At 75.7% G+C, this 19,102-nt stretch carries 19 protein-coding genes; 10 read left to right on the top strand and 9 right to left on the bottom strand.

Features of this window, described 5'->3' with window-relative positions; genetic code table 11:
- Nucleotides 1-28 precede the first annotated feature (28 nt).
- The 3 genes from QMQ26_RS17405 to QMQ26_RS17395 form a co-directional block, all read right to left on the bottom strand.
- Nucleotides 29-1,270 carry an RNA polymerase sigma factor gene (locus tag QMQ26_RS17405; protein WP_282206289.1) on the bottom strand — a complete coding sequence of 414 codons (1,242 nt, stop codon included), beginning with the start codon at nucleotides 1,268-1,270 and terminating at the stop codon, nucleotides 29-31.
- Nucleotides 1,267-1,620, bottom strand: a complete 354-nt coding sequence (locus QMQ26_RS17400; protein ID WP_100837332.1) for a YciI family protein — start codon at nucleotides 1,618-1,620, stop codon at nucleotides 1,267-1,269. The genes QMQ26_RS17405 and QMQ26_RS17400 overlap by 4 nt, the downstream gene beginning before the upstream one ends.
- 206 nt (nucleotides 1,621-1,826) lie before the next feature.
- Nucleotides 1,827-2,627 carry a GNAT family N-acetyltransferase gene (locus tag QMQ26_RS17395; RefSeq protein ID WP_100837333.1) on the bottom strand — a complete coding sequence of 267 codons (801 nt, stop codon included), beginning with the start codon at nucleotides 2,625-2,627 and terminating at the stop codon, nucleotides 1,827-1,829.
- A gap of 82 nt (nucleotides 2,628-2,709) precedes the next feature.
- Here QMQ26_RS17395 and QMQ26_RS17390 point away from each other — a divergent pair, with 82 nt between their 5' ends.
- The 6 genes from QMQ26_RS17390 (at nucleotide 2,710) to QMQ26_RS17365 (ending at nucleotide 6,583) form a co-directional block, all read left to right on the top strand.
- On the top strand, nucleotides 2,710-3,126 hold the full coding sequence (locus QMQ26_RS17390) for a MerR family transcriptional regulator (RefSeq protein ID WP_282206288.1): 417 nt from the start codon (nucleotides 2,710-2,712) through the stop codon (nucleotides 3,124-3,126).
- 22 nt (nucleotides 3,127-3,148) lie between these two features.
- Nucleotides 3,149-3,472 carry a thioredoxin family protein gene (locus QMQ26_RS17385; protein WP_282206287.1) on the top strand — a complete coding sequence of 108 codons (324 nt, stop codon included), beginning with the start codon at nucleotides 3,149-3,151 and terminating at the stop codon, nucleotides 3,470-3,472.
- A 183-nt stretch (nucleotides 3,473-3,655) separates the two neighbouring features.
- Nucleotides 3,656-4,762, top strand: a complete 1,107-nt coding sequence (locus tag QMQ26_RS17380) for a YhgE/Pip domain-containing protein (protein ID WP_282206286.1) — start codon at nucleotides 3,656-3,658, stop codon at nucleotides 4,760-4,762.
- Nucleotides 4,763-4,815: 53 nt separating this feature from the next.
- Nucleotides 4,816-5,238 carry a MarR family winged helix-turn-helix transcriptional regulator gene (locus QMQ26_RS17375; protein WP_100837337.1) on the top strand — a complete coding sequence of 141 codons (423 nt, stop codon included), beginning with the start codon at nucleotides 4,816-4,818 and terminating at the stop codon, nucleotides 5,236-5,238.
- A gap of 42 nt (nucleotides 5,239-5,280) precedes the next feature.
- Nucleotides 5,281-5,697: a PPOX class F420-dependent oxidoreductase gene (locus tag QMQ26_RS17370; RefSeq protein ID WP_199847134.1), complete on the top strand. Its 417-nt coding sequence runs from the start codon at nucleotides 5,281-5,283 to the stop codon at nucleotides 5,695-5,697.
- Between the two features lie 112 nt (nucleotides 5,698-5,809).
- Nucleotides 5,810-6,583 carry a MerR family transcriptional regulator gene (locus QMQ26_RS17365; RefSeq protein WP_100837339.1) on the top strand — a complete coding sequence of 258 codons (774 nt, stop codon included), beginning with the start codon at nucleotides 5,810-5,812 and terminating at the stop codon, nucleotides 6,581-6,583.
- A gap of 67 nt (nucleotides 6,584-6,650) precedes the next feature.
- Here the strand turns inward: QMQ26_RS17365 and QMQ26_RS17360 are convergent, their stop codons facing one another.
- The gene (locus QMQ26_RS17360; RefSeq protein WP_100837340.1) at nucleotides 6,651-7,667 is read right to left on the bottom strand and encodes a helix-turn-helix domain-containing protein; all 1,017 of its coding nucleotides are present in this window, start codon (nucleotides 7,665-7,667) and stop codon (nucleotides 6,651-6,653) included.
- A gap of 554 nt (nucleotides 7,668-8,221) precedes the next feature.
- Here QMQ26_RS17360 and QMQ26_RS17355 point away from each other — a divergent pair.
- The 3 genes from QMQ26_RS17355 to QMQ26_RS17345 all read left to right on the top strand — a co-directional run bounded on the left by QMQ26_RS17355 (nucleotide 8,222) and on the right by QMQ26_RS17345 (nucleotide 11,645).
- The gene (locus QMQ26_RS17355) at nucleotides 8,222-9,466 is read left to right on the top strand and encodes a hypothetical protein (protein WP_282206285.1); all 1,245 of its coding nucleotides are present in this window, start codon (nucleotides 8,222-8,224) and stop codon (nucleotides 9,464-9,466) included.
- 98 nt (nucleotides 9,467-9,564) lie between these two features.
- Entirely contained in the window at nucleotides 9,565-10,368 is an 804-nt protein-coding gene (locus tag QMQ26_RS37480) for a SigE family RNA polymerase sigma factor (protein ID WP_318552248.1), read from the top strand.
- Nucleotides 10,365-11,645 carry a hypothetical protein gene (locus QMQ26_RS17345; RefSeq protein ID WP_282206284.1) on the top strand — a complete coding sequence of 427 codons (1,281 nt, stop codon included), beginning with the start codon at nucleotides 10,365-10,367 and terminating at the stop codon, nucleotides 11,643-11,645. The genes QMQ26_RS37480 and QMQ26_RS17345 overlap by 4 nt, the downstream gene beginning before the upstream one ends.
- 67 nt (nucleotides 11,646-11,712) lie before the next feature.
- Here the strand turns inward: QMQ26_RS17345 and QMQ26_RS17340 are convergent, their stop codons facing one another.
- Both QMQ26_RS17340 and QMQ26_RS17335 read right to left on the bottom strand, forming a co-directional pair.
- Nucleotides 11,713-13,203 (bottom strand): aminopeptidase P family protein, encoded by a 1,491-nt coding sequence (locus QMQ26_RS17340; protein WP_282206283.1) that lies wholly within the window; start codon nucleotides 13,201-13,203, stop codon nucleotides 11,713-11,715.
- Nucleotides 13,204-13,396: 193 nt separating this feature from the next.
- Nucleotides 13,397-14,911, bottom strand: coding sequence for a PP2C family protein-serine/threonine phosphatase (locus QMQ26_RS17335; RefSeq protein ID WP_282206282.1), 1,515 nt, complete (start codon nucleotides 14,909-14,911; stop codon nucleotides 13,397-13,399).
- Nucleotides 14,912-15,306: 395 nt separating this feature from the next.
- Between QMQ26_RS17335 and QMQ26_RS17330 the strand changes: the two genes are divergently transcribed.
- Nucleotides 15,307-15,969: a bifunctional DNA primase/polymerase gene (locus tag QMQ26_RS17330; RefSeq protein WP_100837346.1), complete on the top strand. Its 663-nt coding sequence runs from the start codon at nucleotides 15,307-15,309 to the stop codon at nucleotides 15,967-15,969.
- Between the two features lie 271 nt (nucleotides 15,970-16,240).
- On the opposite strand, the gene QMQ26_RS17325 is transcribed toward QMQ26_RS17330, so the two are convergent.
- The 3 genes from QMQ26_RS17325 to QMQ26_RS17315 form a co-directional block, all read right to left on the bottom strand.
- A complete protein-coding gene (locus tag QMQ26_RS17325; RefSeq protein WP_100837347.1) occupies nucleotides 16,241-17,218 on the bottom strand; it encodes a DUF5926 family protein in 978 nt (325 codons plus the stop codon).
- Between the two features lie 74 nt (nucleotides 17,219-17,292).
- The gene (locus tag QMQ26_RS17320) at nucleotides 17,293-17,844 is read right to left on the bottom strand and encodes an ATP-binding protein (protein ID WP_282206546.1); all 552 of its coding nucleotides are present in this window, start codon (nucleotides 17,842-17,844) and stop codon (nucleotides 17,293-17,295) included.
- A gap of 290 nt (nucleotides 17,845-18,134) precedes the next feature.
- The gene (locus QMQ26_RS17315; RefSeq protein ID WP_282206281.1) at nucleotides 18,135-19,010 is read right to left on the bottom strand and encodes a glycerophosphodiester phosphodiesterase; all 876 of its coding nucleotides are present in this window, start codon (nucleotides 19,008-19,010) and stop codon (nucleotides 18,135-18,137) included.
- Between the last annotated feature and the right edge of the window lie 92 nt (nucleotides 19,011-19,102).

The raw sequence follows: 19,102 nt of genomic DNA, 5'->3' as shown, positions 1-19,102 counted from the left end.
CGGCTGCGGGGACGCCCCGGCGGAGCGCTCAGGAGAGGGCGCCGGCGCGTTCGCTGAGGTGGCGGCGTTCCGGGAGGGTGGGGGCCAGGGCGGCGGCGCGGCGGAAGGCGGTGGCGGCCGCGGCGGGGTCGCCGGTGCGGGCGAGGAGTTCGGCGCGGACCGCGTGGTAGCGGTGGTGGCGGTCCAACTCGCTTGCCAGGAGGTCGAGTTCCTTGAGCGCGAGATCCGGTCCGTGCACCTCGGCCAGGGCCACGGCCCGGTTCAGCGCGGGCACCGGGCCGGGGGCGACCCGGAGCAGCAGGTCGTACAGGGCCAGGATCTGCGGCCAGTCGGTGGCCGCCACGTCCGGCGCCTCGTCGTGCAGGGCCGCGATCGCCGCCTGCAACTGGTACGGGCCCACCCGGCCGGCCGGCAGGGCCCGTTCGACCAGGGCGGTGCCCTCCGCGATCGCCGCCGCGTCCCACCGGCCGCGGTCCTGCTCGGCCAGCGGCACCAGCTCGCCGCCCGGGCCGGTCCGGGCCGGGCGCCGGGCGTCGGTCAGCAGCATCAGCGCCAGCAGGCCCATCACCTCCGCGTCCTGCGGCAGCAGCCGGTGCAGCAGCCGGGTCAGCCGGATCGCCTCCTCGGACAGCCGGGGGGAGGTCAGGTCGCGGCCCGCGGTGGCGGTGTAGCCCTCGTTGAAGACCAGGTAGAGCACCTGGAGCACCTCGCGCAGCCGCCCGTCCGCCTCGGCCGGGGCCGGGAGCGCGAACGGCAGCCCGGAGGCGCGGATGGTCTGCTTGGCGCGGCTGATCCGCTGCGCCATCGTCGCCTCCGGCACCAGGAACGCCGCCGCGATCTGCGCGGTGCTCAGGCCGCCGACCGCGCGCAGCGTCAGCGCGATCCGGCTCGGCGCGGTCAGCGCGGGGTGGCAGCACAGGAACAGCAGGGCCAGCGAGTCGTCCCGGTCCGCGTCGGGGTCGGCGTCCGCCGGGCGGCCCAGCAGCTCGGACTGCGGGGTCGCCAGGAACAGCCGCTCCTCCCGCTCCCGGCGGGCCCGGTCGGCCCGGACCAGGTCCACCAGCCGGCGCGCGGCCACCGTCACCAGCCAGCCGCGCGGGTTGGCCGGGCGGCCCTCCCGCGGCCACTGCTCGGCCGCCGCGAGCAGCGCCTCCTGCACCGCGTCCTCGCAGGCGTCGAAGGCGCCGGCGTGGCGGTGCAGCAGCGCCGCCAGGACCTGCGGCGCGAGCGCGCGCAGCAGGTCCTGGTCGGCCGGAGCGGTCGGACTCACTTGGCCTCGTGCAGGATCGGCCACAGCTCCACCGGCTCCCGGTCGGCCCACGGCATGTCGGCGGCGATCTCCAGCGCCCGCTCGTCGCTGTCGACGTCGAGCAGGTAGAAGCTCGCCATGTACTCCTTGGTCTCCAGGTAGGGGCCGTCGCTGACCACCGGCAGCCCGTCCTTCCGCCCCACCATCCGGCAGGTCGCGGCGTCGTTCAGCCCGTACGCGCCGATCAGCTCGCCGCTCTCCTGGTAGCGCTTGTTGAACGCGTCCTGCTGGGCGATCGCCTCGGTCCAGCCCTCGGCCGGCAGCGAGTCCCACTTCTCCTGGTTTCCGTACGTCATCAGCAGGTACTTCACGGGGACCACTTCCTCGGTTCGTTCGTGCGGTGTCGTGCTTGCGTCCAGTGGTCGGAGCGGGGGAGCGGGTTCTCTACATGCTGCCGGAACTTCTCCGCGGAAATCTTCCCGAGCCGCTCGCCGAGCCGCCGAGCCGCCGCCCGCCGCGCGCGGTGCCCCCGCTGCCGCGCGCCGGGTGGTGGGTGGTGGGTGGGCGGGTGGCGGGGTCAGGCGGCGGGCGGGGTCCAGACGTACGGGGTGGTGGTCGTGACGGGGTGCATGCCCAGGCGGCGCAGGATGGGCGTGCTGTCGGGGGAGGCGTCCACCTGGAGGTGGCGGATGCCGTGGTCGAGGGCCCAGCGGGCGCGGTGGGCGACCAGCGAGCGGTAGATGCCGCGGCCGCGCCAGGCGGCCAGGGTGGAGCCGCCCCACAGGCCGCCGAACCCGGTGCCGGGGGTGCGGGTGAGCCAGGCGGCCGAGACCAGCTCGGGGCGGGGCGCATCGGTCTCGGCGACCAGGACGAGGAAGCCCTCGGCGTCGCCCGCGCGGGCGGTGAGGTCGTCGGCCAGCCAGGACCAGTCCTCGCCCCAGACCTCGCTCTCCAGCGCGGCGATCCGCCGCATGTCCGCGGCGGTGGTGGCCGGGCGCAGGGTGACGCCCTCGGGCGCGGGGGTGGGGGTGGCGAGTTCGGCGGCGAGGCCGATCAGGACGGTCTCCGGTTCCTCGGCGACGAATCCGGCGGCGGCCAGCCGGTCCGGGAGGTCGGCGGGGAGGTCGTGGCCGCGGGTCTTCCACTCGACCGCCTCGCCGCGGGCGGCGAAGAACTCGCGCTGGCGGGCGATGAGTGCGTCGAGTTCGTCGCCGCGCAGGCCGAGGTCGGGGCGGGGCGAGGTGACGAAGCCGCGGAAGCCGCCGTACTTGCGCAGCAGCGGGCCGTCGCTCTCGTGGGTCTCGCCCTCGGCGCGGGCGCCGAGGCCGCGCATGTGCTCGTCGTAGGCCGCGAGCAGGGCCGTGGTCGGTTCGGTCATCGGGCGAGCGTAACGATCACCGCGGGGGCCGACAGCGGAAGGGGCTGGCGTTGACGCCGGGGTGAAGGTCTAGCGTCGTGGCATGCGGATCGGCGAGCTGGCACGGCGGGCGGGGACCACCACCCGGGCGCTGCGGTACTACGAGTCGCGGGGGCTGCTGCCCGCGCGGCGCGGCGGGAACGGGTACCGGGCGTACGACGAGGAGGACCTGCGGCTGCTGCGGCAGATCCGGGTGCTCCAGGACTTCGGGTTCGAGCTGGAGGAGACCCGGCCGTTCGTGGAGTGCCTGCGGGCGGGTCATCCGGCGGGTGACTCGTGCCCGGCCTCGCTGGAGGTGTACCGGGCGAAGCTGGCCGAACTGGACGCCGTGGTGGCCCGGTTGAACGAGGTCCGGGAAGTGCTGGCGGGACAGCTGGCGCAGGCCGAGGCGGCCCGCGACGCGCTGGCCGGAGAGGCCGACGGGCAGCCGCGCTGCGAGCTGGTCCGCACCGAGGAGTGACGACGACCGACAGGAGGACGTGATGGGTGGCGTGCGCAGTGTGACGGACCGGGACTTCGCCGAGCAGGTGCTGGCGGCCCCGGGGCCGGTGCTGGTGGAGTTCACCGCCGAGTGGTGCCCGCCGTGCCGGCAGCTGGCGCCGGTGCTGGCGGAGCTGGCGGTGGAGCAGGAGGGCCGGCTGGCGGTGGTGGCGCTGGACGTGGACGCGAACCCGGAGACCCGGAACGCGTACGGGGTGCTGTCGATGCCGACGCTGATGGTGTTCCGGGACGGCGAGCCGGTGCGGTCGCTGGTGGGGGCGCGGGCGAAGAGCCGGCTGCTGCGGGAGCTCGACGACCTGCTGTGAGGCCCGACGACCTGCCGTGAGGCCCCGCGCCGGGGGGTGAGGAGGGTGCCGCGTCGGGGGGTGAGGAGGGCGTCGCGCCGGGGTGAGGTGGGCCACAGGGCGGGGCGGGGGATGGATGCGAAGCACACTTGCGTTGTAAAGTGCAACCAAATACTAGTTGTACTTGCCAACCATGGAGCTGTGATGTCCTCGCTGTCAGCGGTGCCCCGCCCCGCCCTGCGGCACGTCCTCACCCACCTGGTCACACCGCTGCTGATGTGCCTGGGCATGGGGATCGCGTACCTCTCCGCCTTCCACGCCCCCGCCCCGCACCAGCTGCCGGTCGCGGTGGTCGGGCAGGGCCCGCAGGCCCAGGTGCTGGCGCAGACCCTGAAGGACGCGGCCGGCGACGGACTGGACGTCACCACCGTGGCCGACACCGACGCCGCCCGGCACCGGCTGCTCGACCGCGACCTGGCCGCCGCGTACGTGCCGGACGCCGGCGCGCCCACCCTGCTGGTGGCCACCGCCGGCTCGGAGACCTCGGCGACCGCCGCCGAGAAGGTGTTCACCCAGGTCGCCGCCCACCAGGGCAAGCCGCTGACCGTCCAGGAACTGACCCCGCTGCCGGCCGGCGACCCGACCGGGCAGGGCCTGTTCTTCCTGCTGGTGGCGCTCAGCATCGGCTCCTACGGCTCGGTCGCGGTGCTCGGCGCGGCCGGCGCGGTGCTGGCGATGCGGGTGCGGGCGCTGCTCGGCCTCGGCGTGGCGCTGGTGGTCAGCCTGCTCGGCACGGCGCTGGCCGGACCGGTCTTCCACCTGGTGGACCACGGGCTGCTCGGCGTCTGGGCGATGAGCTGGCTGTACTCGGCGGGCATCGTCGCCATCGGCACCGCCCTGCACACCTTCCTCGGCCGGTGGACCACGCTCACCATGATGGCGCTGTTCGTGATGCTCAACTTCACCAGCTCCGGCGGCATCTTCCAGCCCGAGCTGCAGAACGGCTTCTACGGCGCCCTGCACTCCTTCTGGAACGGCGCGGGCTTCCTGGAGGGCGTCCGCGACCACGTCTACTTCGGCGGCCGGGCCGGGCTCGGCGGCCACGTCGCCACCCTGTTCGGCTGGCTCGCGGCCGGCGCGGCGCTGCTCGTCCTGGCCGCCCGCACCGAGCGCCGCCGGGACCGGGCCACCGGGCGGCCGGCCGGGCAGGAGCCTGCTGCGGAGCCCACTGCGAAGTCCGCCGAGGAGTCCGCCGACGAGTCCGCCGAGGACCCGGCCGAGGAGGAGATGGAGGAGGCGGTCGGCGTCTGAGCACGGCTGCCCCTACCGTGGTCGGCAACACCGCACGACGAAGGAGCCACGCCATGCCCGACCGCGACGCCGCGCTGGAGACCATCCAGCGCGAGCTCACCGCGTTCGCCCGCCGGGCCCGCCACAAGGCAGCCCAGCTGCACCCCGAGCTCTCGCTGGTCACCTACAGCATGCTCGACCTGGTCAAGGAGCGGGGCTCCTGCCGGGCCGCCGACCTGGCGTCGCACTTCATGCTCGACAAGTCCACCGTCAGCCGCCAGGTCGGCGCGCTGGAGCGGCTCGGGCTGCTGGGCCGCCAGGCCGACCCGGACGACCAGCGCGGCCAGCTGCTGCACCTGACGGCGGCCGGCGAACAGCTGCTGGCGGAGGCGTACGAGCAGCGGCGGCGGGCCTTCACCGAGCGCTTCACCTCCTGGGGCGACGAGGACCTGGACCGGTTCGCCGCCTACCTGGTCCGCTACGGCGAGTCCGAGTAGGCGGCCCCGGGGCGAGTTGCGAGGATGGCGGCCATGCCCACCATGACCGAGCCCGAGTGGCGCGCCTTCCTCGCCCACGGCACCCGCACCGGCAAACTCGCCACCACCCGGGCCGACGGCCGCCCGCACCTCGCCCCGATCTGGTTCCTGCTCGACGGCGACGACCTGGTCTTCAACACCGGCCGGGACACCGTCAAGGGCCGCACCCTGCTCCGCGACGGCCGGGCCGCGCTGTGCGTGGACGACGACCGCCCGCCGTTCGCGTTCGTCCTGGTCGAGGGCGTGGCGACGGTCAGCGAGGAACCGGACCAGGTCCGGCACTGGGCGGGCCGGATCGCCGCCCGCTACATGGGCGAGCAGCGCGCCGAGGAGTACGCCGCCCGCAACGGCGTCCCGGGCGAGCTGCTGGTCCGGCTGCGGATCGGCAAGGTCGTCGCGCAGAGCGGCATCGCCGACTGAACCGGCCGGCCGTCCGTCCGTCCGCCGTCCGGTCGCCTGCGGACCGCGCTTGACCCTCACGTCGCGTCAGGCCGCAGGCTGGTCGCACGAGCGGCGGGAAGGAGGGAACGCGATGGACGAGGGCTACTCGGTCGGCCGGCTGGCGGCGGTCGCCAAGGTCACGGTGCGCACCCTGCACCACTACGACCGGATCGGCCTGCTGGTGCCCGGCGGCCGCACCCCGGCCGGCTACCGGTGCTACGGCGAGGCCGAGCTGGACCGGTTGCAGCAGATCCTGTTCTACCGCGAACTCGGCTTCCCGCTGGAGGAGATCGCGGCGATCCTGGACGACCGGACGGTCGGCCCGAGCGAGCACCTGCGCCGGCAGCGCGAGCTGATCGGCGACCGGATGCGCAAGCTGGAGGAACTCGCCGCGGCGGTCGAACGAGCGATGGAGGCGAGGACCTTGGGAATCCAGTTGACCCCGGAGGAGAAGTTCGAGGTGTTCGGCGCGGACTACCAGGAGGACTGGGAGGGCGAGGCCGAGCAGCGCTGGGGCGCCACCGACGCCTGGAAGCAGTCCCAGCGGCGCACCGCCCGCTACACCAAGGCGGACTGGGAGCGGATCAAGGCCGAGGCCGACGGCATCAACGACGCCCTGGTGGCGGCGTTCACCGCCGGCGCGGCCCCGGACGGCGAGCAGGCGACCGCCGTCGCCGAGCAGCACCGGCGGCACATCGGCCGGCACTTCTACGACTGCGGCCCGCAGACGCACCGCTGCCTCGGCGACATGTACCTCGCCGACCCGCGGTTCACCGAGACGTACGAGAAGCTCGCCCCGGGCCTCGCCCGGTGGCTGCGGGACGCGATCCACGCCAACGCGGACCGGCTGGAGCGGGAGGGCTGAGCCGCACCGGGGGGACCGGGCCGGGCCGGGCCGGGGAGGTCCGGGGCCGGGGAGGGCTGACGCGGCGTCAGGCGGCCCGGCCGAAGGTGCGCCGGTAGGCGGTCGGCGAGGTGCGCATGGTGCGGCCGAAGTGGTGGCGGAAGGTCGCCGCCGACTCGAAGCCCACCGCCGCGGCGATCTCCTCCACGCTGCCCTCCGGCGACTCCAGCAGCGGCAGGCTGGCCGCGATCCGCTGGATCGCCACCCACCGCATCGGGCTGACCCCGTTGCGGGCGGTGAAGTGCCGCAGGTACGAGCGGTCGGACATGCCGGCCGCCCGGGCCAGCAGCGGCACGGTCAGCGGCCGGGCGAGGTGGTCCAGCGCCCAGCGCATCGAGCGGGCCACCCCGTCCTCCGGCTCGTCCACCGGCCGGACCGCCGCCTCGATGAACTGCGCCTGCCCGCCGTCCCGGTGCGGCGGGACGACGAAGCGGCGGGCGACGGTGTTGGCGACCTTCGCGCCGTGGTCCTGGCGCACCAGGTGCAGGCACAGGTCGATGCCCGCGGCGCTGCCCGCGCTGGTCAGCACCCGGCCGTTGTCGACGTACAGCACGTCCGGGTCGACCCGGACGGCCGGGTAGCGGCGGCGCAGTTCCGGCGCGTACCGCCAGTGGGTGGTGGCGGGCAGGCCGTCCAGCAGCCCGGCGGCGGCCAGCGCGAAGGCGCCGGAGCAGATCGAGACCACCCGGGCGCCGCGGGCGTGCGCGGTGCGCAGCGCGGCGACCACGGCGGGCGGGACGTCGCCGAGCGGATCGGGCACCCCGACCACCACGACGGTGTCGGCGGCGGCGAGCTCCTCCAGCCCGTACCGGGGCGTCAGCGAGAACCCGCCGACCGCCTCCAGCGGGTGGCCCGGCCGCTCGGCGCACACCCGCACGTCGTACCAGGGAGCGGCCAGCAGCCCGGCCAGCTCGGGCCGGGCCAGCGCGAACACCTCGACCACCACGCCGAGTTCGAACGGGGCCATGCCCGCGAAGGCGTACACCGCGACGGTGTGCACCGGCGCCGGGCGCCTTCCGATCGTGAGGGGTACGGGCTCGGCCATCTGGTGCTCCCGGGGCGGCCGTCGGCGGACTCGCGCCGAGTGTAGCCGTCCGCCCGGGCGGGGCGCCGGGAGCGGCGGCGGGGTGGGCGGGTGCGCACGGACGGGGGCGGAAGCTGAACGGACGGGGGCGGGCGGCGGCGGAAAACCTTTGGAATCGGGAGACAACCTCCCGGGAGGATGAGGAGTCATCACATCGGGGCCCGGTGCGGCCGTTCCCCGTCCTCTTCCACCACCACGTCCGGAGAGCGTCAGATGTCCATGTCCTCCTTCGCCCGTTATGAGAAGAAACTCCCGATCCGCGCCGCCCGCTCCGGCTGGGGCCGGCGCCACTGAGCACGACGGAGCCCCCGCCGGACGGACCGGCCGGGGGCTTCGCCGCGGGCGCGCCGCGGGCGGTGCGCGGCTCCGGCGGCGGTGAAAAAACTTCGCGTCCGTCCGCAACCTCCCGCCGTGCTGGGCGTCCATCAGGGTGAGGGGTGAGGAGGGCGCGCTCGGGGGAGAGGCGCTTCCCGTCCCGGCTCACCGTCACCGTCACCGCCCCGGGGGGAACTGAGATGAACGCGTCCACCGACATCCGTTTTGCGAAGAATGTCCGGCTGAACTCCGGCTGGGGCCGCAAGCACCGCCGGTGGACCGCCGTCCCGCTCACCCTGCTGACCGCCGCCGGACTGGCCGCCTGCGGCCCCGTCCGGCACGACGGCGCCGCGCCCGCCGCGGCCCGCGCCGCCGCCCCCGCCCCGGCCGTGGACACCGCGCCCGACGCCGCGCCGGTCCCGGACGCCACCGGCACCCCCACCGCCCCGGCCACCGCCGACGCGGCGGACGCGCCGACCCCGGCGGACCCGGAGTCGGACCCGGGGACGGACGGCGACTCCGCCTGGGCCGACGGCACCGGCGTCCTGGCCGCGGCGGAGAAGAAGGGCGACGGGAAGCTGTCGATCTCCTTCGACGGCCTCGCGGGCCACCCCGTCCAGGCCGGCGGCGAGGCGCTCACCTTCACCGTCACCTGGCGCAACGGCACCGACCGCAGCTACCAGGACCTCCAGCCGGTGGTCGCCACCCGGTTCTACCCGGGCGCCCGGTGCGCCGTCATCGCCCCGACGGCCGAGGGCACCCTGCAGCGCCAGGACCCGTCCGGCTGGACCGACCTGCCGCTCTCCCAGGGCACCGGCACCGACTACGCCACCACCGGCAAGGACGCCCGGTTCACCCTGGACCCCGGCGCCAGCCGCACCCTCACCTACCGGATGCGGCTGGACGCGGGCGACGGCCCCGGCACGCTGCCGGTCGAGGCCGACGCCGTCCACGGCGACACCACCCTGGTCGCCCGGGCCGTGCAGGACGTCGAGGTCACCGACCCGCGCCGCCCCGCCGCCGCCTTCGACACCGCTCCCGCCGACCTGCCCGCGCCCGCCCCCGGCCAGTTCCACGTCACCGTCAAGCTCACCGGCTCCGCCCTCCCGGCCGCCCGGGCCCTCGCCGGGCTGGCCCTGTTCGACGCCGCCGGGGACGGCCCGCAACCGTCCGCCGCCGACCTGAAGGTCGAGTGGCTGCACGGCGGCGCGTGGGCACCGGTCGAACTGGTCGACGCGTGCATCGGCGAGCGGCTCGGCGTCGGCCTCGCCCCCGACGACTTCCCGGCCGCACTGGGCGCCGGCGAGAGCCGCTCGACGACCTTCCGGATCACCGTCGCCCCGGGCGCCGACCCGCGGCTCACCCGCCTGCTGGTGGTCGCCGACGGCACCGCCGACGGCCACCGCGCCACCACCGAGCAGCACGAGACCGAGCTCCGCCGGTAGGGCTGAACCGAACCCGCCGCCGCCACAACGTCACCAGGACCGAACCGGCGGCGGGGCACCCCGCCCCGCCGCCTCCGAGGGGGGAACGGAACACCACGATGTCGATCGCGATCCTGCCGCCGATCGGCCGCCCGACGCGCGGCCTGCTGGGCACCCTGCTGCGCGCCCTGCCCGGCACCGCGCTGCCCGGGAACGCCCTGCCCGGCACCACGCCGCCCGGGAAGACCCTGACCGGCACCACGCTGTTCGGCGTCCGCGAGCCCGCCGCGGAGCCGCCCGCCGGGGCCGCCGGGAGCGCCGCGGAGCCCACCGCCCAGCCGCGCACCGAGACCGCTGCCGAGTCCGCCGCCGGCCCGGCGGCCGAGCCGCCCGCGCTCCGCGCGCTGCCCGGCGGCCGGAGCGGCGACGACCGCGAACGGCCCACCCTCACCGAGCTCTACCACGCCCAGCGGCTCCCCCTGGTCCGGCTGGCGGTGCTGCTGGTCGACCACCAGGACGTCGCCGAGGACGTCGTCCAGGACGCCTTCACCGAGCTGTACCGCAAGTACGGCGAACGGATGGACGACCTCGACAACGCCCTCGGCTACCTGCGGACCTCGGTGGTCAACGGCGCCCGCTCGGTGCTCCGCCGCCGCCGCACCGCCCGCGCCTACGTCCCGCCGCACGAGGCGGACGAGCCGTCCGCCGAGGACCGCGCGGTGCTCAACGACGAGCACCGCCGGGTGCTCGCCGCGCTCCGCGAACTCACCGCCCGGCAGCGCGAGGTGCTGGTGCTGCGCTACTGGTCGGACCTGTCCGAGACGCAGATCGCCGAAACCCTCGGGTTGGCCCGGGGCACCGTGAAGTCCACCGCCAGCCGGGCCCTGGACGCCCTGGAGCGACACCTGGAGAAAGCCGGATGAGCACCAGCGACAAGGACCGCACCCCCGAACGGCCGGTCGAGCAGCTGCTGCGCGCCGCGCTCGCGGCCCGGGCCGCCCAGGTCACCCCCCGGGGCCTGCGCCCCGCCGAGCCGCCCCGCCGCAGACCCCGCCACCTGCGGCCGGTGCTGACGGTCGCCCTTCCGCTGGCCCTGGCCGCCGCGCTGACCGGCTGGCTGAGCCTGCGCACCGACCGGCCGGTGGACCGCCCCGCCCCCGCCCCGGCGGCCGGGGTCAGCGCCTCCCCGGAACCGTCCCCCGCACCCAGCGCCCCGGCCGAACCGTCCGCCGGCACCGTCGACCAGGGGGCCGCCCCGCCGACCGGTCGGCACCGGGTCTTCCACGGCGTCGGCTTCACCCTCCCGGCGGGCTGGACTGTCCCCGACCAGGACCCGGCCGACGGCCTCTGCCTGCTCAGCCCGGGCAGCCCCACCCAGCAGCCCGGCGACTGCCTGCCGTACGGGGTGCGGCTGGTCTCCGCAGGCGGCGGCCGGGACGGCACCGCCTGGCCCACCGAGTACGGGCTCGACGCGGAGGACGGCTGGAAGGGCCTGGGGCGCTGCCCGGTCTGGGGCCACCCCGGCGAGCTGACGGGGGCCGCCGGGCCGCAACGGGCCGCCGACCGGAAGGTGGTGACGCTCGGCGGCCGGGTCGCCCGGCAGGTCACCTGGCACGTCGACTGCGGCAACGGCAGCGCCTTCGACGCCACCGTGTGGGGCTTCCACGCGGAACAGGTCTACCTGGTCGCGGCCGGGCTGGCGGACGACTACCGGGACGCCCTGACCGAGCTGGCGCAGAGCCTCGACATCGGCGCGCTCACCCCGGGCGCCGGCCGGCCGCACCCCAACGACGTCAAGGTCGACGTCTCGCTGCCGCAGGTGCTCGACACCCGGCGGCAGCCCGGCTTCCAGCAGCCCTTCACCATCACCTACACCGACTTCGGCGCCGTCCCCTACACCGTGCAGCCGGAGCTGCGGCTGACCGCCGACCCCGGGCTGTACCACGGCGCCGCCGCGGACCTGGTCGCCGAGCGGCTCGACGGGGAGCGCTGGACGAAGCTGCCGGGCCTCGCCGCGGACGCGTCCGGCTCCGGGGCCGCCGCGGCCTTCACGCTGGCCCCGGGCGAGAGCCGCACCGTCCGCTACCGGCTCACCTTCGCCGGCGAGGACGACTCCGGCCCGCTGTCGGTGACCGGGGCGGCCGTCGCCGCCGGGCCGGGCGACGTGGGGACGCAGAGCTTCGACGTGCTGCTGCCCTGACCGGGCCGGGAACGACGGTGCCCCGCCGGGGAGTTCCGGCGGGGCACCGTCGCAGGGCGGCGGGGCGTCAGGAGGTCAGCGAGGCCATCCAGGACTCGACCTCGTCGGCCTGCCGGGGCAGGCCCGCGGAGAGGTTCTCGTTGCCGTCGGCGGTGACCAGGATGTCGTCCTCGATCCGGACGCCGATGCCGCGGTACTCCTCGGGGACGGTCAGGTCGTCGGCCTGGAAGTACAGGCCGGGCTCGACGGTCAGCACCACGCCCGGCTCCAGCACCGCGTCCACGTAGTCCTCCCGGCGGGCGTGCGCGCAGTCGTGCACGTCCAGGCCGAGCATGTGGCCGGTGCCGTGCAGCGTCCAGCGGCGCTGCAGGCCGAGCTCCAGGACCTTCTCCAGGTCGTACACCGAGGCGTCGATCAGGCCCCACTCCAGCAGGCGGGCGGCGAGCACCCGCTGCGCGGCGTCGTGGAAGTCGCGGAACCGCCCGCCCGGCTTCACCGCGGCGATGCCGGCCTCCTGGGCCTCGTACACCGCGTCGTAGATCTTCCGCTGGAGCGGGTTGAACCGACCGTTGACCGGCAGGGTGCGGGTGACGTCGGCGGTGTAGAGGGTGTGGGTCTCCACGCCCGCGTCCAGCAGCAGCAGCTCGCCGGGGCGCACGTCGCCGTCGTTGCGCACCCAGTGCAGGGTGGTGGCGTGCGGGCCGGCCGCGGCGATCGTGCCGTAGCCGACGTCGTTGCCCTCGACCCGGGCGCGGCGCCAGAAGGTGCCCTCGATCCAGCGCTCGGAGGTGGCCACGGCCCGGTCCAGCTCGCGCACCACGTCGGTGAAGCCCTTGACGGTGGCGTCGCAGGCGGCGCGCAGCTCGCCGATCTCCCACTCGTCCTTGACCAGGCGCAGCGAGGACAGGAAGACCTTCAGCTCGTCGTCCTTCGCCTCGTCGAGCTGCTCGGCGAGGGCGGCCTCCAGGGCCACGTCGTAGCCGCGCACGATCCGGGTCGGCACGGTGACGGCGGCCAGCTCCTCGGCGGCCGTGCGGACGTCCCGCACCGGCAGGCCGTACAGCTGCTCGGACTCGGCCAGCGAGTGGCGGCGGCCGACCCACAGCTCGCCCTGGCCGCTCAGCCAGAACTCGCCGTTCTCCCGGTCGGAGCGCGGCAGCAGGTACAGCGCGAACGCGTGGCCGCCGCCGTCGACCGGCTCGCCGACCAGGACGGCGTCCTCGGTCCGGTTGCCGGTCAGGTGCACGTATTCGCTGGCGGCGCGGAAGGCGTACTCGGTGTCGTTGGCGCGGGTGCGCAGGTTGCCCGCCGGGACGACCAGGCGCTCGCCCGGGAAGGCGGCGGAGAGCTTGGCGCGGCGCTCGGCCGCGTACGGGGCCTGGACGTCCGGCGCCAGCCCGCGCAGCTCGGTGTCCGCCCAGCCGGTGCGCATGGACGCGGCCAGCTCGTCGGAGGTCCCGTCGTACAGGCCGTTCTTGCGGCTCTTGACCGGCTCCTCCTCGCCCTTTGCGGACCCCTCGGGGTTCTCGGCCACCGCCGGGCTGCGGTCCTCGGTCACTACGTCGCCTCCTCGCGCGCGCTGCCGCCCGCCCGTCCCCGGGTCGCGGGGCGTGCGGGCGGATGTCGCCCCCATGGTACGTAGGGCCGTTCGAACGGAGGAAGGGCGTCCGGTCCGCGGTTCCCGCCGGTACGTCCGCTCCGCGGTTCCCGCCGGTGCGTCCGGGTGCCGGGGTCCGGCCCGGTCGGGCGGGCTACTCGAAGCGGGCCGCCAGCAGCACCAGGTCGTCGCCGCCGGGCTCCCCGCCGCCGGCCCGCTCCAGCAGGTGGGCGCAGAGCCGGTCCGGGTCGAGCCGGACGTCGCGCGGGGCGTCGGCGGCGACCCGGCGCAGCGCGCTCTGCCCGGCGTGCAGGTTCGGGGCGAAGCGGCGGGCCAGGCCCTCGGTGTACAGCACCAGCACGTCGCCGCGCTCCGCGGTGAGCTCCACCCCGGGAGCCTCCCAGCAGCTGAGCATGCCCAGCGGCGCGGAGAGCGAGGTCTCCACGAAGTTCGCGCCGTACCGGGTGAGCAGCACCGGCGGGCAGTTGGCGGCCCCGGCCAGCGCGATCCGGCGCTCGGCCGGGTCGACGCAGGCGTAGACGGCGGTGGCGGAGCGGGTCGGCTCGGTGGTCTTCAGCAGCAGTTCCAGGTCGCCGAGCACCGAGACCGGGTCCTCGCCCTCCAGCACCGCGTAGGCGCGCAGCGCGGACCGCACCCGGCCCATCGCGGCGGCCGCGTCGGCACCCGCCCCCGGCCCGGCGCCCGGGCCGCCGCCGAGCACGCTGCCCACGGTCAGCCCGACGGTGTCGTCGGGCAGCGCGACCGCGTCGTACCAGTCGCTGTTCGCGGCCCGCTCCAGCGCGGCGGGCACACAGCGGGCCGCCACCTTCAGTCCGGCGAGGGCGGGCAGGTGGCCGGGCAGCAGCGAGCGGCGCAGCGTCTCGGCGGCGCGCACCGCCCGGTCCGCCTCCAGCTGGCGGGCCAGCAGCGGGGCGGCGAACTCGCAGTAGCGGCGCGCCAGGTGCTCGCGGCGCTCGTCGGGGCTGCCGGGCTCGTCGTAGAACCAGGCGGCGGCGCCGAGCGCGCCCGCCGGGCCGGTGGCCAGCGGCAGCGCGTAGCAGGCGCCGAGGCCGAGCTGCTCGGCGACCTCGCGGAAGCGGGGGCCGACGGCGGGGTCGGCGGCCAGGTCGGCGATCAGCAGGCGGCCGTCCGGGCCGGGGTGGCCGAGCAGCCCGGCGAACGGGCCGTGCTCGACCGGGACGGTCTCCAGCGCGCCGAGCATCGCCCGGTCCAGGCCGAGTCCGACCGGTCGGGCCGGCTGGCGGTCCGCGCCGGGCGGCAGCGTCACCACCAGGCCGCGGCGGGCGCCGAGCAGGGCCGCGCCGGAGTCCAGCAGCGCGTCGAGGGTGCCGGTGAGGCCGTCGGCCCGGGCCAGCAGCTCCAGGTGCTCCTGGAGGCTGGTGAAATCGGACAGCCATCCGGCCAAACGGTCCTGCAGGTCGGCGGAGGGCGCCTCGCCGAACTCCGGCAGCAGCGCCGGGTCGACGGCGTTCTCCGGGTCGGCCGTCCGCGCCGGACCGACCGCCTGCACGGGACCGGCGGCGCGCGTCGGGTCGACCGCCTGCACCGGGCCGACCGCCGGGGCCGCCGGAGCGGTCGGGGCGGGCGGGGCGGGCGGCAGCGCGGTGGCGGCGGGCGCCGGGGACGTCAACGGGTGGACGTCGGTCATGTCGCAACTCCCCACAATCCGGAACGTGTCACGCAGGACCACCGAGACCGACCGAAATGATGTCTTTACTCACTAGTCGGCATGTTTCCCCCACTTGTACACAGGCCGATCGGGGCATGTCCAGGAGTGCGGGGCCGAACGTGCCAGGGATCGTATGCGCAGGCCGCCGGGGCGCCACCCGGGGCCGCGCGCACTCACTCGTACGGTGGAACCGGGGCCCGCCCGGCCGCGTCCATCCGGACGTATGGGGGATTCTCGTTCCAGCGGCGGGTAACCGGGACGCACACGTACCGGCGCACGTACCGCCCGCACCCCGACCACGCCGATCCGAACGATCAGAAGATCGCACCGACCGTGCCGTGCGCCCCGATGGACGCGGAAAGGAACGAGCCGCCATGCGCCCACCCCGCCGAGAGCTGCTGCCGGAGCGCGTCGGCCGGTGGTGGCCGGGCCGCCGGAGCCGTTCACTGGCGCTCGCCGCCGCCCTGCGGGCCGCCGAGGGGTGCGGCTGGCCGGTGCTGCCGGGCGCCCGGGCGCTGCGCGGGGCGCCGGGCCCGTGCTCGTGCGCCGACCGGTCCTGCGCGGTGCCCGGCGGACACCCGGACGACCCGCCGCTGGAGGCGGCCACCACCGATCCGCGGATGGTGCGCTGGTGGTGGGAGCGCCGGGCGCCGGGCGCCCCGGTGCTGGCGGCGACCGGGCGGGCGCTGGGCGCGGTGAGCCTGCCGCGGCCGGCCGGACCGTGGCTGCTGCGGCACCTGGACGAGATCGGCGTCCCGTACGGGCCGGTGCTCGGCACGCCGGACCGGTTCGTGCTGCTGACCGCGCCGTACACGCTGCCGGAACTGGGCGGGCTGCTGGCCGAACGGCCCTGGGTGCCGGGCGCGCTGCGCTACCACGGGCCGGGCGGCTACCTGGTGCTGCCGCCGTCCCGGACGGCGGCGGGCCCGGTGCACTGGGTGCGCCGGCCGGGGCCGGGGCGGCCCTGGCTGCCGGAGGTCGGGACGCTGCTGGGCGGGCTGATCACGGCCAGCGCGGTGGCGCTGCCGCAGCCCTGACCGGCTTTTTTGATGATGTCCCGTCAGTTAGGCTGTGCGGTACGGCCCTGAACGAGAAATGTCCGACCGCTGGCGACGGGGGATGCACCAGCGGTCGGACTGTTCAAACAGTAACAAAGATCCGGCTCCGCGCCAATTTGTCCACGCGGAAAGGACTTTGACAGCGGCGGAAATGTGACCCGGGTCACTTCCGGGTCGCGTTCAGGTCGCGTTCAGGTCGTGTCCGGGACGCCCCGGGGGCCGCCGCCGGGCGTTTCCGAGGCGCTTCCGGTCAGTTCAGGGTGATCTGACGGCTCACCAAGTTGGCCCGGGCCCGGCGCTCCTCCGCGGTCAGCGGCGCGGGCGCGGCCAGCACCGCGGCCAGCTTCCCGGCGAACTCCACGGCCGGCTTCTCCACGTCGGACGCGGTCATCTCCAGCGGCAGGTCCCACACCGGGACGGTCAGGCCGTGCGCCCGGAACGAGCCCACCAGCTTGGTGCCCTCGCCCAGCGAGCTGTCGCCGGCCGCCGACAGCCGGGCCAGCGCGTCCAGCAACTGCTCCTCGGGGACGTCCATCACCCAGCGCAGGTGGTTCTTGTCCGGGGTGCCGCACCAGTACGCGGAGTCCACCCCGGCCAGCTTCTCGGTCGGGATCGCGGAGGCGTTGGCCCGCTCCAGCGAGGCCGCCACCTCGCCGGTCGCCGCCTCGGCGTCCTCCAGCCAGAACTCGAAGCCGGTGTGCACCTCGGGGACGAACGCCGCCGTGGTGTCCAGCAGTTCCTGCAGGCGGCGGCCGCCCGGGTTGGTCCGGCGGGCCGGCACCGGGGTGCCCGGCTCGGTGGCCAGCGCCAGCTCCAGGGCGTCCGCGAGGTCGCGGCTCAGGTCACCGGAGGAGGACTGGGTCTGCAGGCCCAGCAGGATCGACCCGTCCGGACGGCGCAGCGCCGGCCAGGCCAGCGGCAGCACCGTCGCCAGCGTCACCGACGGGACCTCGCCGACGGCCTCCTGCGCCACCCCGGCGGCCAGCGTCAGCGGCACCGTGGCGGCCGGGACCAGCTCGCGCAGGGCCACCCAGTCGGCCTCGCCCGGCAGGCCCTCGAACGGGCGGTGCACCAACTCCTGCACCGCGTGCGCCGCCTGGCGGCCGTGGCAGGCCTTGTACCGGCGGCCCGAGCCGCACGGGCACGCCTCGCGCGCCCCGACGACCGGGACCTCGCCCTCGACGGCGGTGGACTGGCTGGGCTGCTTCTTCGCGGCCTTCTTGGCCATGGTGCGGCTCTCCCGGAGACGTCGGACGTTGCATCGGGCAGCCTACTTCGCCGGGAACCGACCGCCCGGGCCGCTCAGGCGCTCCGCCGCCGCCCGCCGCCCGCGACCTGCCCGAACGCCGACAGCTGGGCCCACACCGTCACCTGACCGGGTGCGTGCCGCACCCCCCAGTCCTGCGCCAGCTCGCCCACGATGCTCAGGCCCCGGCCGCCGTGCGCCGTCACCGAGGGCCGGGCCGGGATCGGCCGGGTGCTCGCCCCGCCGTCCGTCACCTCCAGGGTCAGCAGGCCGTCGCCGCGCATCTGCCAACTCACCAGCACCGTACCGTTCTCCGCGGCCTCCCCGGCGGTGGCGCCGGCGCCTCCGACGGTGCCCCCGCTGGTGCCCCCGACGGCGCCGCCGGCGGTGTCCGGGACCGGTTCCAGCGGTCTCGCGTGCCGACAGGAATTGCTGAGCAGTTCGGAGAGGATCAACACCGCGTCGTCAATCACCGCTTCCGGTAGCGACCGGTCGCCGAGATCGCCGCGCAGCCTGCGCCGCGCGGCCGAAACGCTGGCCGGACCGTGCGGAACCGCCATGGCCGATGAGGTCGACCCGGCCTGAACTGGCACAGCTCGCGCCACCATCAACGCCACCCCCGGACCTCCTTCAGCTTCTGCCGAGGGATGGATGCCCGCAGGTAATGCGTCGGAAACGGGCGTTCGACGATCCGATGGCGGTATTAACGACATCCGCACGGACAGTGGGCAAAAGGTGAGGTGGACCTCACGTTCCGTTGTGACGATCTGTGGGAAACACGTCCGGAAATACCCCGTTCGGTATTTCTGTCACGCGATTGGCGACGGGGGGCCACCTGGCCCGTGCCTGTGCCTGCGCCTGGGCCTGGGCTTCTGCCTGTGCCCGGGCCGGGACCGGCTCAGCGGCCGAGCTGGGCGAGCACCTCGGCCGGGCGGTTGGTGATCAACGCCTCCACGCCCAGTTCCAGGCAGAGTTCGACGTCCTCCGGCCGGTCCACCGTCCACACGTGCACCCGGTGCCCGGCCCGGCGCAGCGCCGTCACCAGACCCGGGTCGCGCCGCACCAGCTCGATGCCAGGACCGGCGATCGCCGCGCCGCCCGGCAGCGCCCTGGTCCGGCCCAGCACCGGCAGCCGGCGCTCCCACAGGTACACCCGGGGCACCGTCGGGGCGGCCCGCCGGACCCGGTGCAGGGCCAGCTCGGAGAAGCTCATCACCCGCACCGCGGACTCGGTCTCGCCTGCCGGGCCTGCCGGGTCGGTCGCGCCTGCCGGGCCGCTCGCGCCTGCCGGGTCGGCCGGGCTGGCCGGGAGCAGTCCGAACCGGCCCAGCATCCGCAGCAGTTCGGCCTCCACCCGGCCCGCGTACCGCACCGGGTGCTTGGTCTCGATCGCCAGCTCCACCCGCCGCCCGGCGTCCGCGACCAGTTCCAGCAGCCGCTCCAGGGTGAGCACCGGGCTGGGCTCCGGCCGCTCCGGGTGCTTCCACGAACCGAAGTCCAGCGCGGACAGCTGAGCCAGCGTCATCGCCGACACCACGCCCTGCCCGTCCGAGGTCCGGCTCACCGTGCGGTCGTGCACGCACACCAACTGCCCGTCGGCGGTGACCCGGACGTCGCACTCCAGCCCGTCCGCACCCTCCTCCAGCGCCCGCCGGTAGGCCGCCTCGGTGTGCTCCGGCAGGGCTGCGGAGGAGCCCCGGTGGGCGATCACCTTCACGGCGGTGCGGTCGATCGGAACGGCGGGCGAACCGGCCGTGCTGTGCTGGGTGTCCACGTGAACCACCGTACGCGGCACCGGATGGCGGCCGTCCTCCGGCACGGCGACGGGCGGGTGAACAACCGGCCGCCGACGGGTGGTGCAGGGCG

This window comes from Kitasatospora fiedleri (assembly GCF_948472415.1).
Classification (GTDB): domain Bacteria; phylum Actinomycetota; class Actinomycetes; order Streptomycetales; family Streptomycetaceae; genus Kitasatospora; species Kitasatospora fiedleri.
This window is presented reverse-complemented; position numbering and strand designations above follow the sequence as displayed.

Coding starts and splice junctions, on each gene's coding strand:
- QMQ26_RS17395 (WP_100837333.1), bottom strand. CDS start 2,627: ATGACCGAACCGACCACGGCCCTGCTCGCGGCCTACGACGAGCACATG.
- QMQ26_RS17390 (WP_282206288.1), top strand. CDS start 2,710: ATGCGGATCGGCGAGCTGGCACGGCGGGCGGGGACCACCACCCGGGCG.
- QMQ26_RS17385 (WP_282206287.1), top strand. CDS start 3,149: ATGGGTGGCGTGCGCAGTGTGACGGACCGGGACTTCGCCGAGCAGGTG.
- QMQ26_RS17380 (WP_282206286.1), top strand. CDS start 3,656: ATGTCCTCGCTGTCAGCGGTGCCCCGCCCCGCCCTGCGGCACGTCCTC.
- QMQ26_RS17375 (WP_100837337.1), top strand. CDS start 4,816: ATGCCCGACCGCGACGCCGCGCTGGAGACCATCCAGCGCGAGCTCACC.
- QMQ26_RS17370 (WP_199847134.1), top strand. CDS start 5,281: ATGACCGAGCCCGAGTGGCGCGCCTTCCTCGCCCACGGCACCCGCACC.
- QMQ26_RS17365 (WP_100837339.1), top strand. CDS start 5,810: ATGGACGAGGGCTACTCGGTCGGCCGGCTGGCGGCGGTCGCCAAGGTC.
- QMQ26_RS17360 (WP_100837340.1), bottom strand. CDS start 7,667: ATGGCCGAGCCCGTACCCCTCACGATCGGAAGGCGCCCGGCGCCGGTG.
- QMQ26_RS17355 (WP_282206285.1), top strand. CDS start 8,222: ATGAACGCGTCCACCGACATCCGTTTTGCGAAGAATGTCCGGCTGAAC.
- QMQ26_RS37480 (WP_318552248.1), top strand. CDS start 9,565: ATGTCGATCGCGATCCTGCCGCCGATCGGCCGCCCGACGCGCGGCCTG.
- QMQ26_RS17345 (WP_282206284.1), top strand. CDS start 10,365: ATGAGCACCAGCGACAAGGACCGCACCCCCGAACGGCCGGTCGAGCAG.
- QMQ26_RS17335 (WP_282206282.1), bottom strand. CDS start 14,911: ATGACCGACGTCCACCCGTTGACGTCCCCGGCGCCCGCCGCCACCGCG.
- QMQ26_RS17330 (WP_100837346.1), top strand. CDS start 15,307: ATGCGCCCACCCCGCCGAGAGCTGCTGCCGGAGCGCGTCGGCCGGTGG.
- QMQ26_RS17325 (WP_100837347.1), bottom strand. CDS start 17,218: ATGGCCAAGAAGGCCGCGAAGAAGCAGCCCAGCCAGTCCACCGCCGTC.
- QMQ26_RS17320 (WP_282206546.1), bottom strand. CDS start 17,844: ATGGTGGCGCGAGCTGTGCCAGTTCAGGCCGGGTCGACCTCATCGGCC.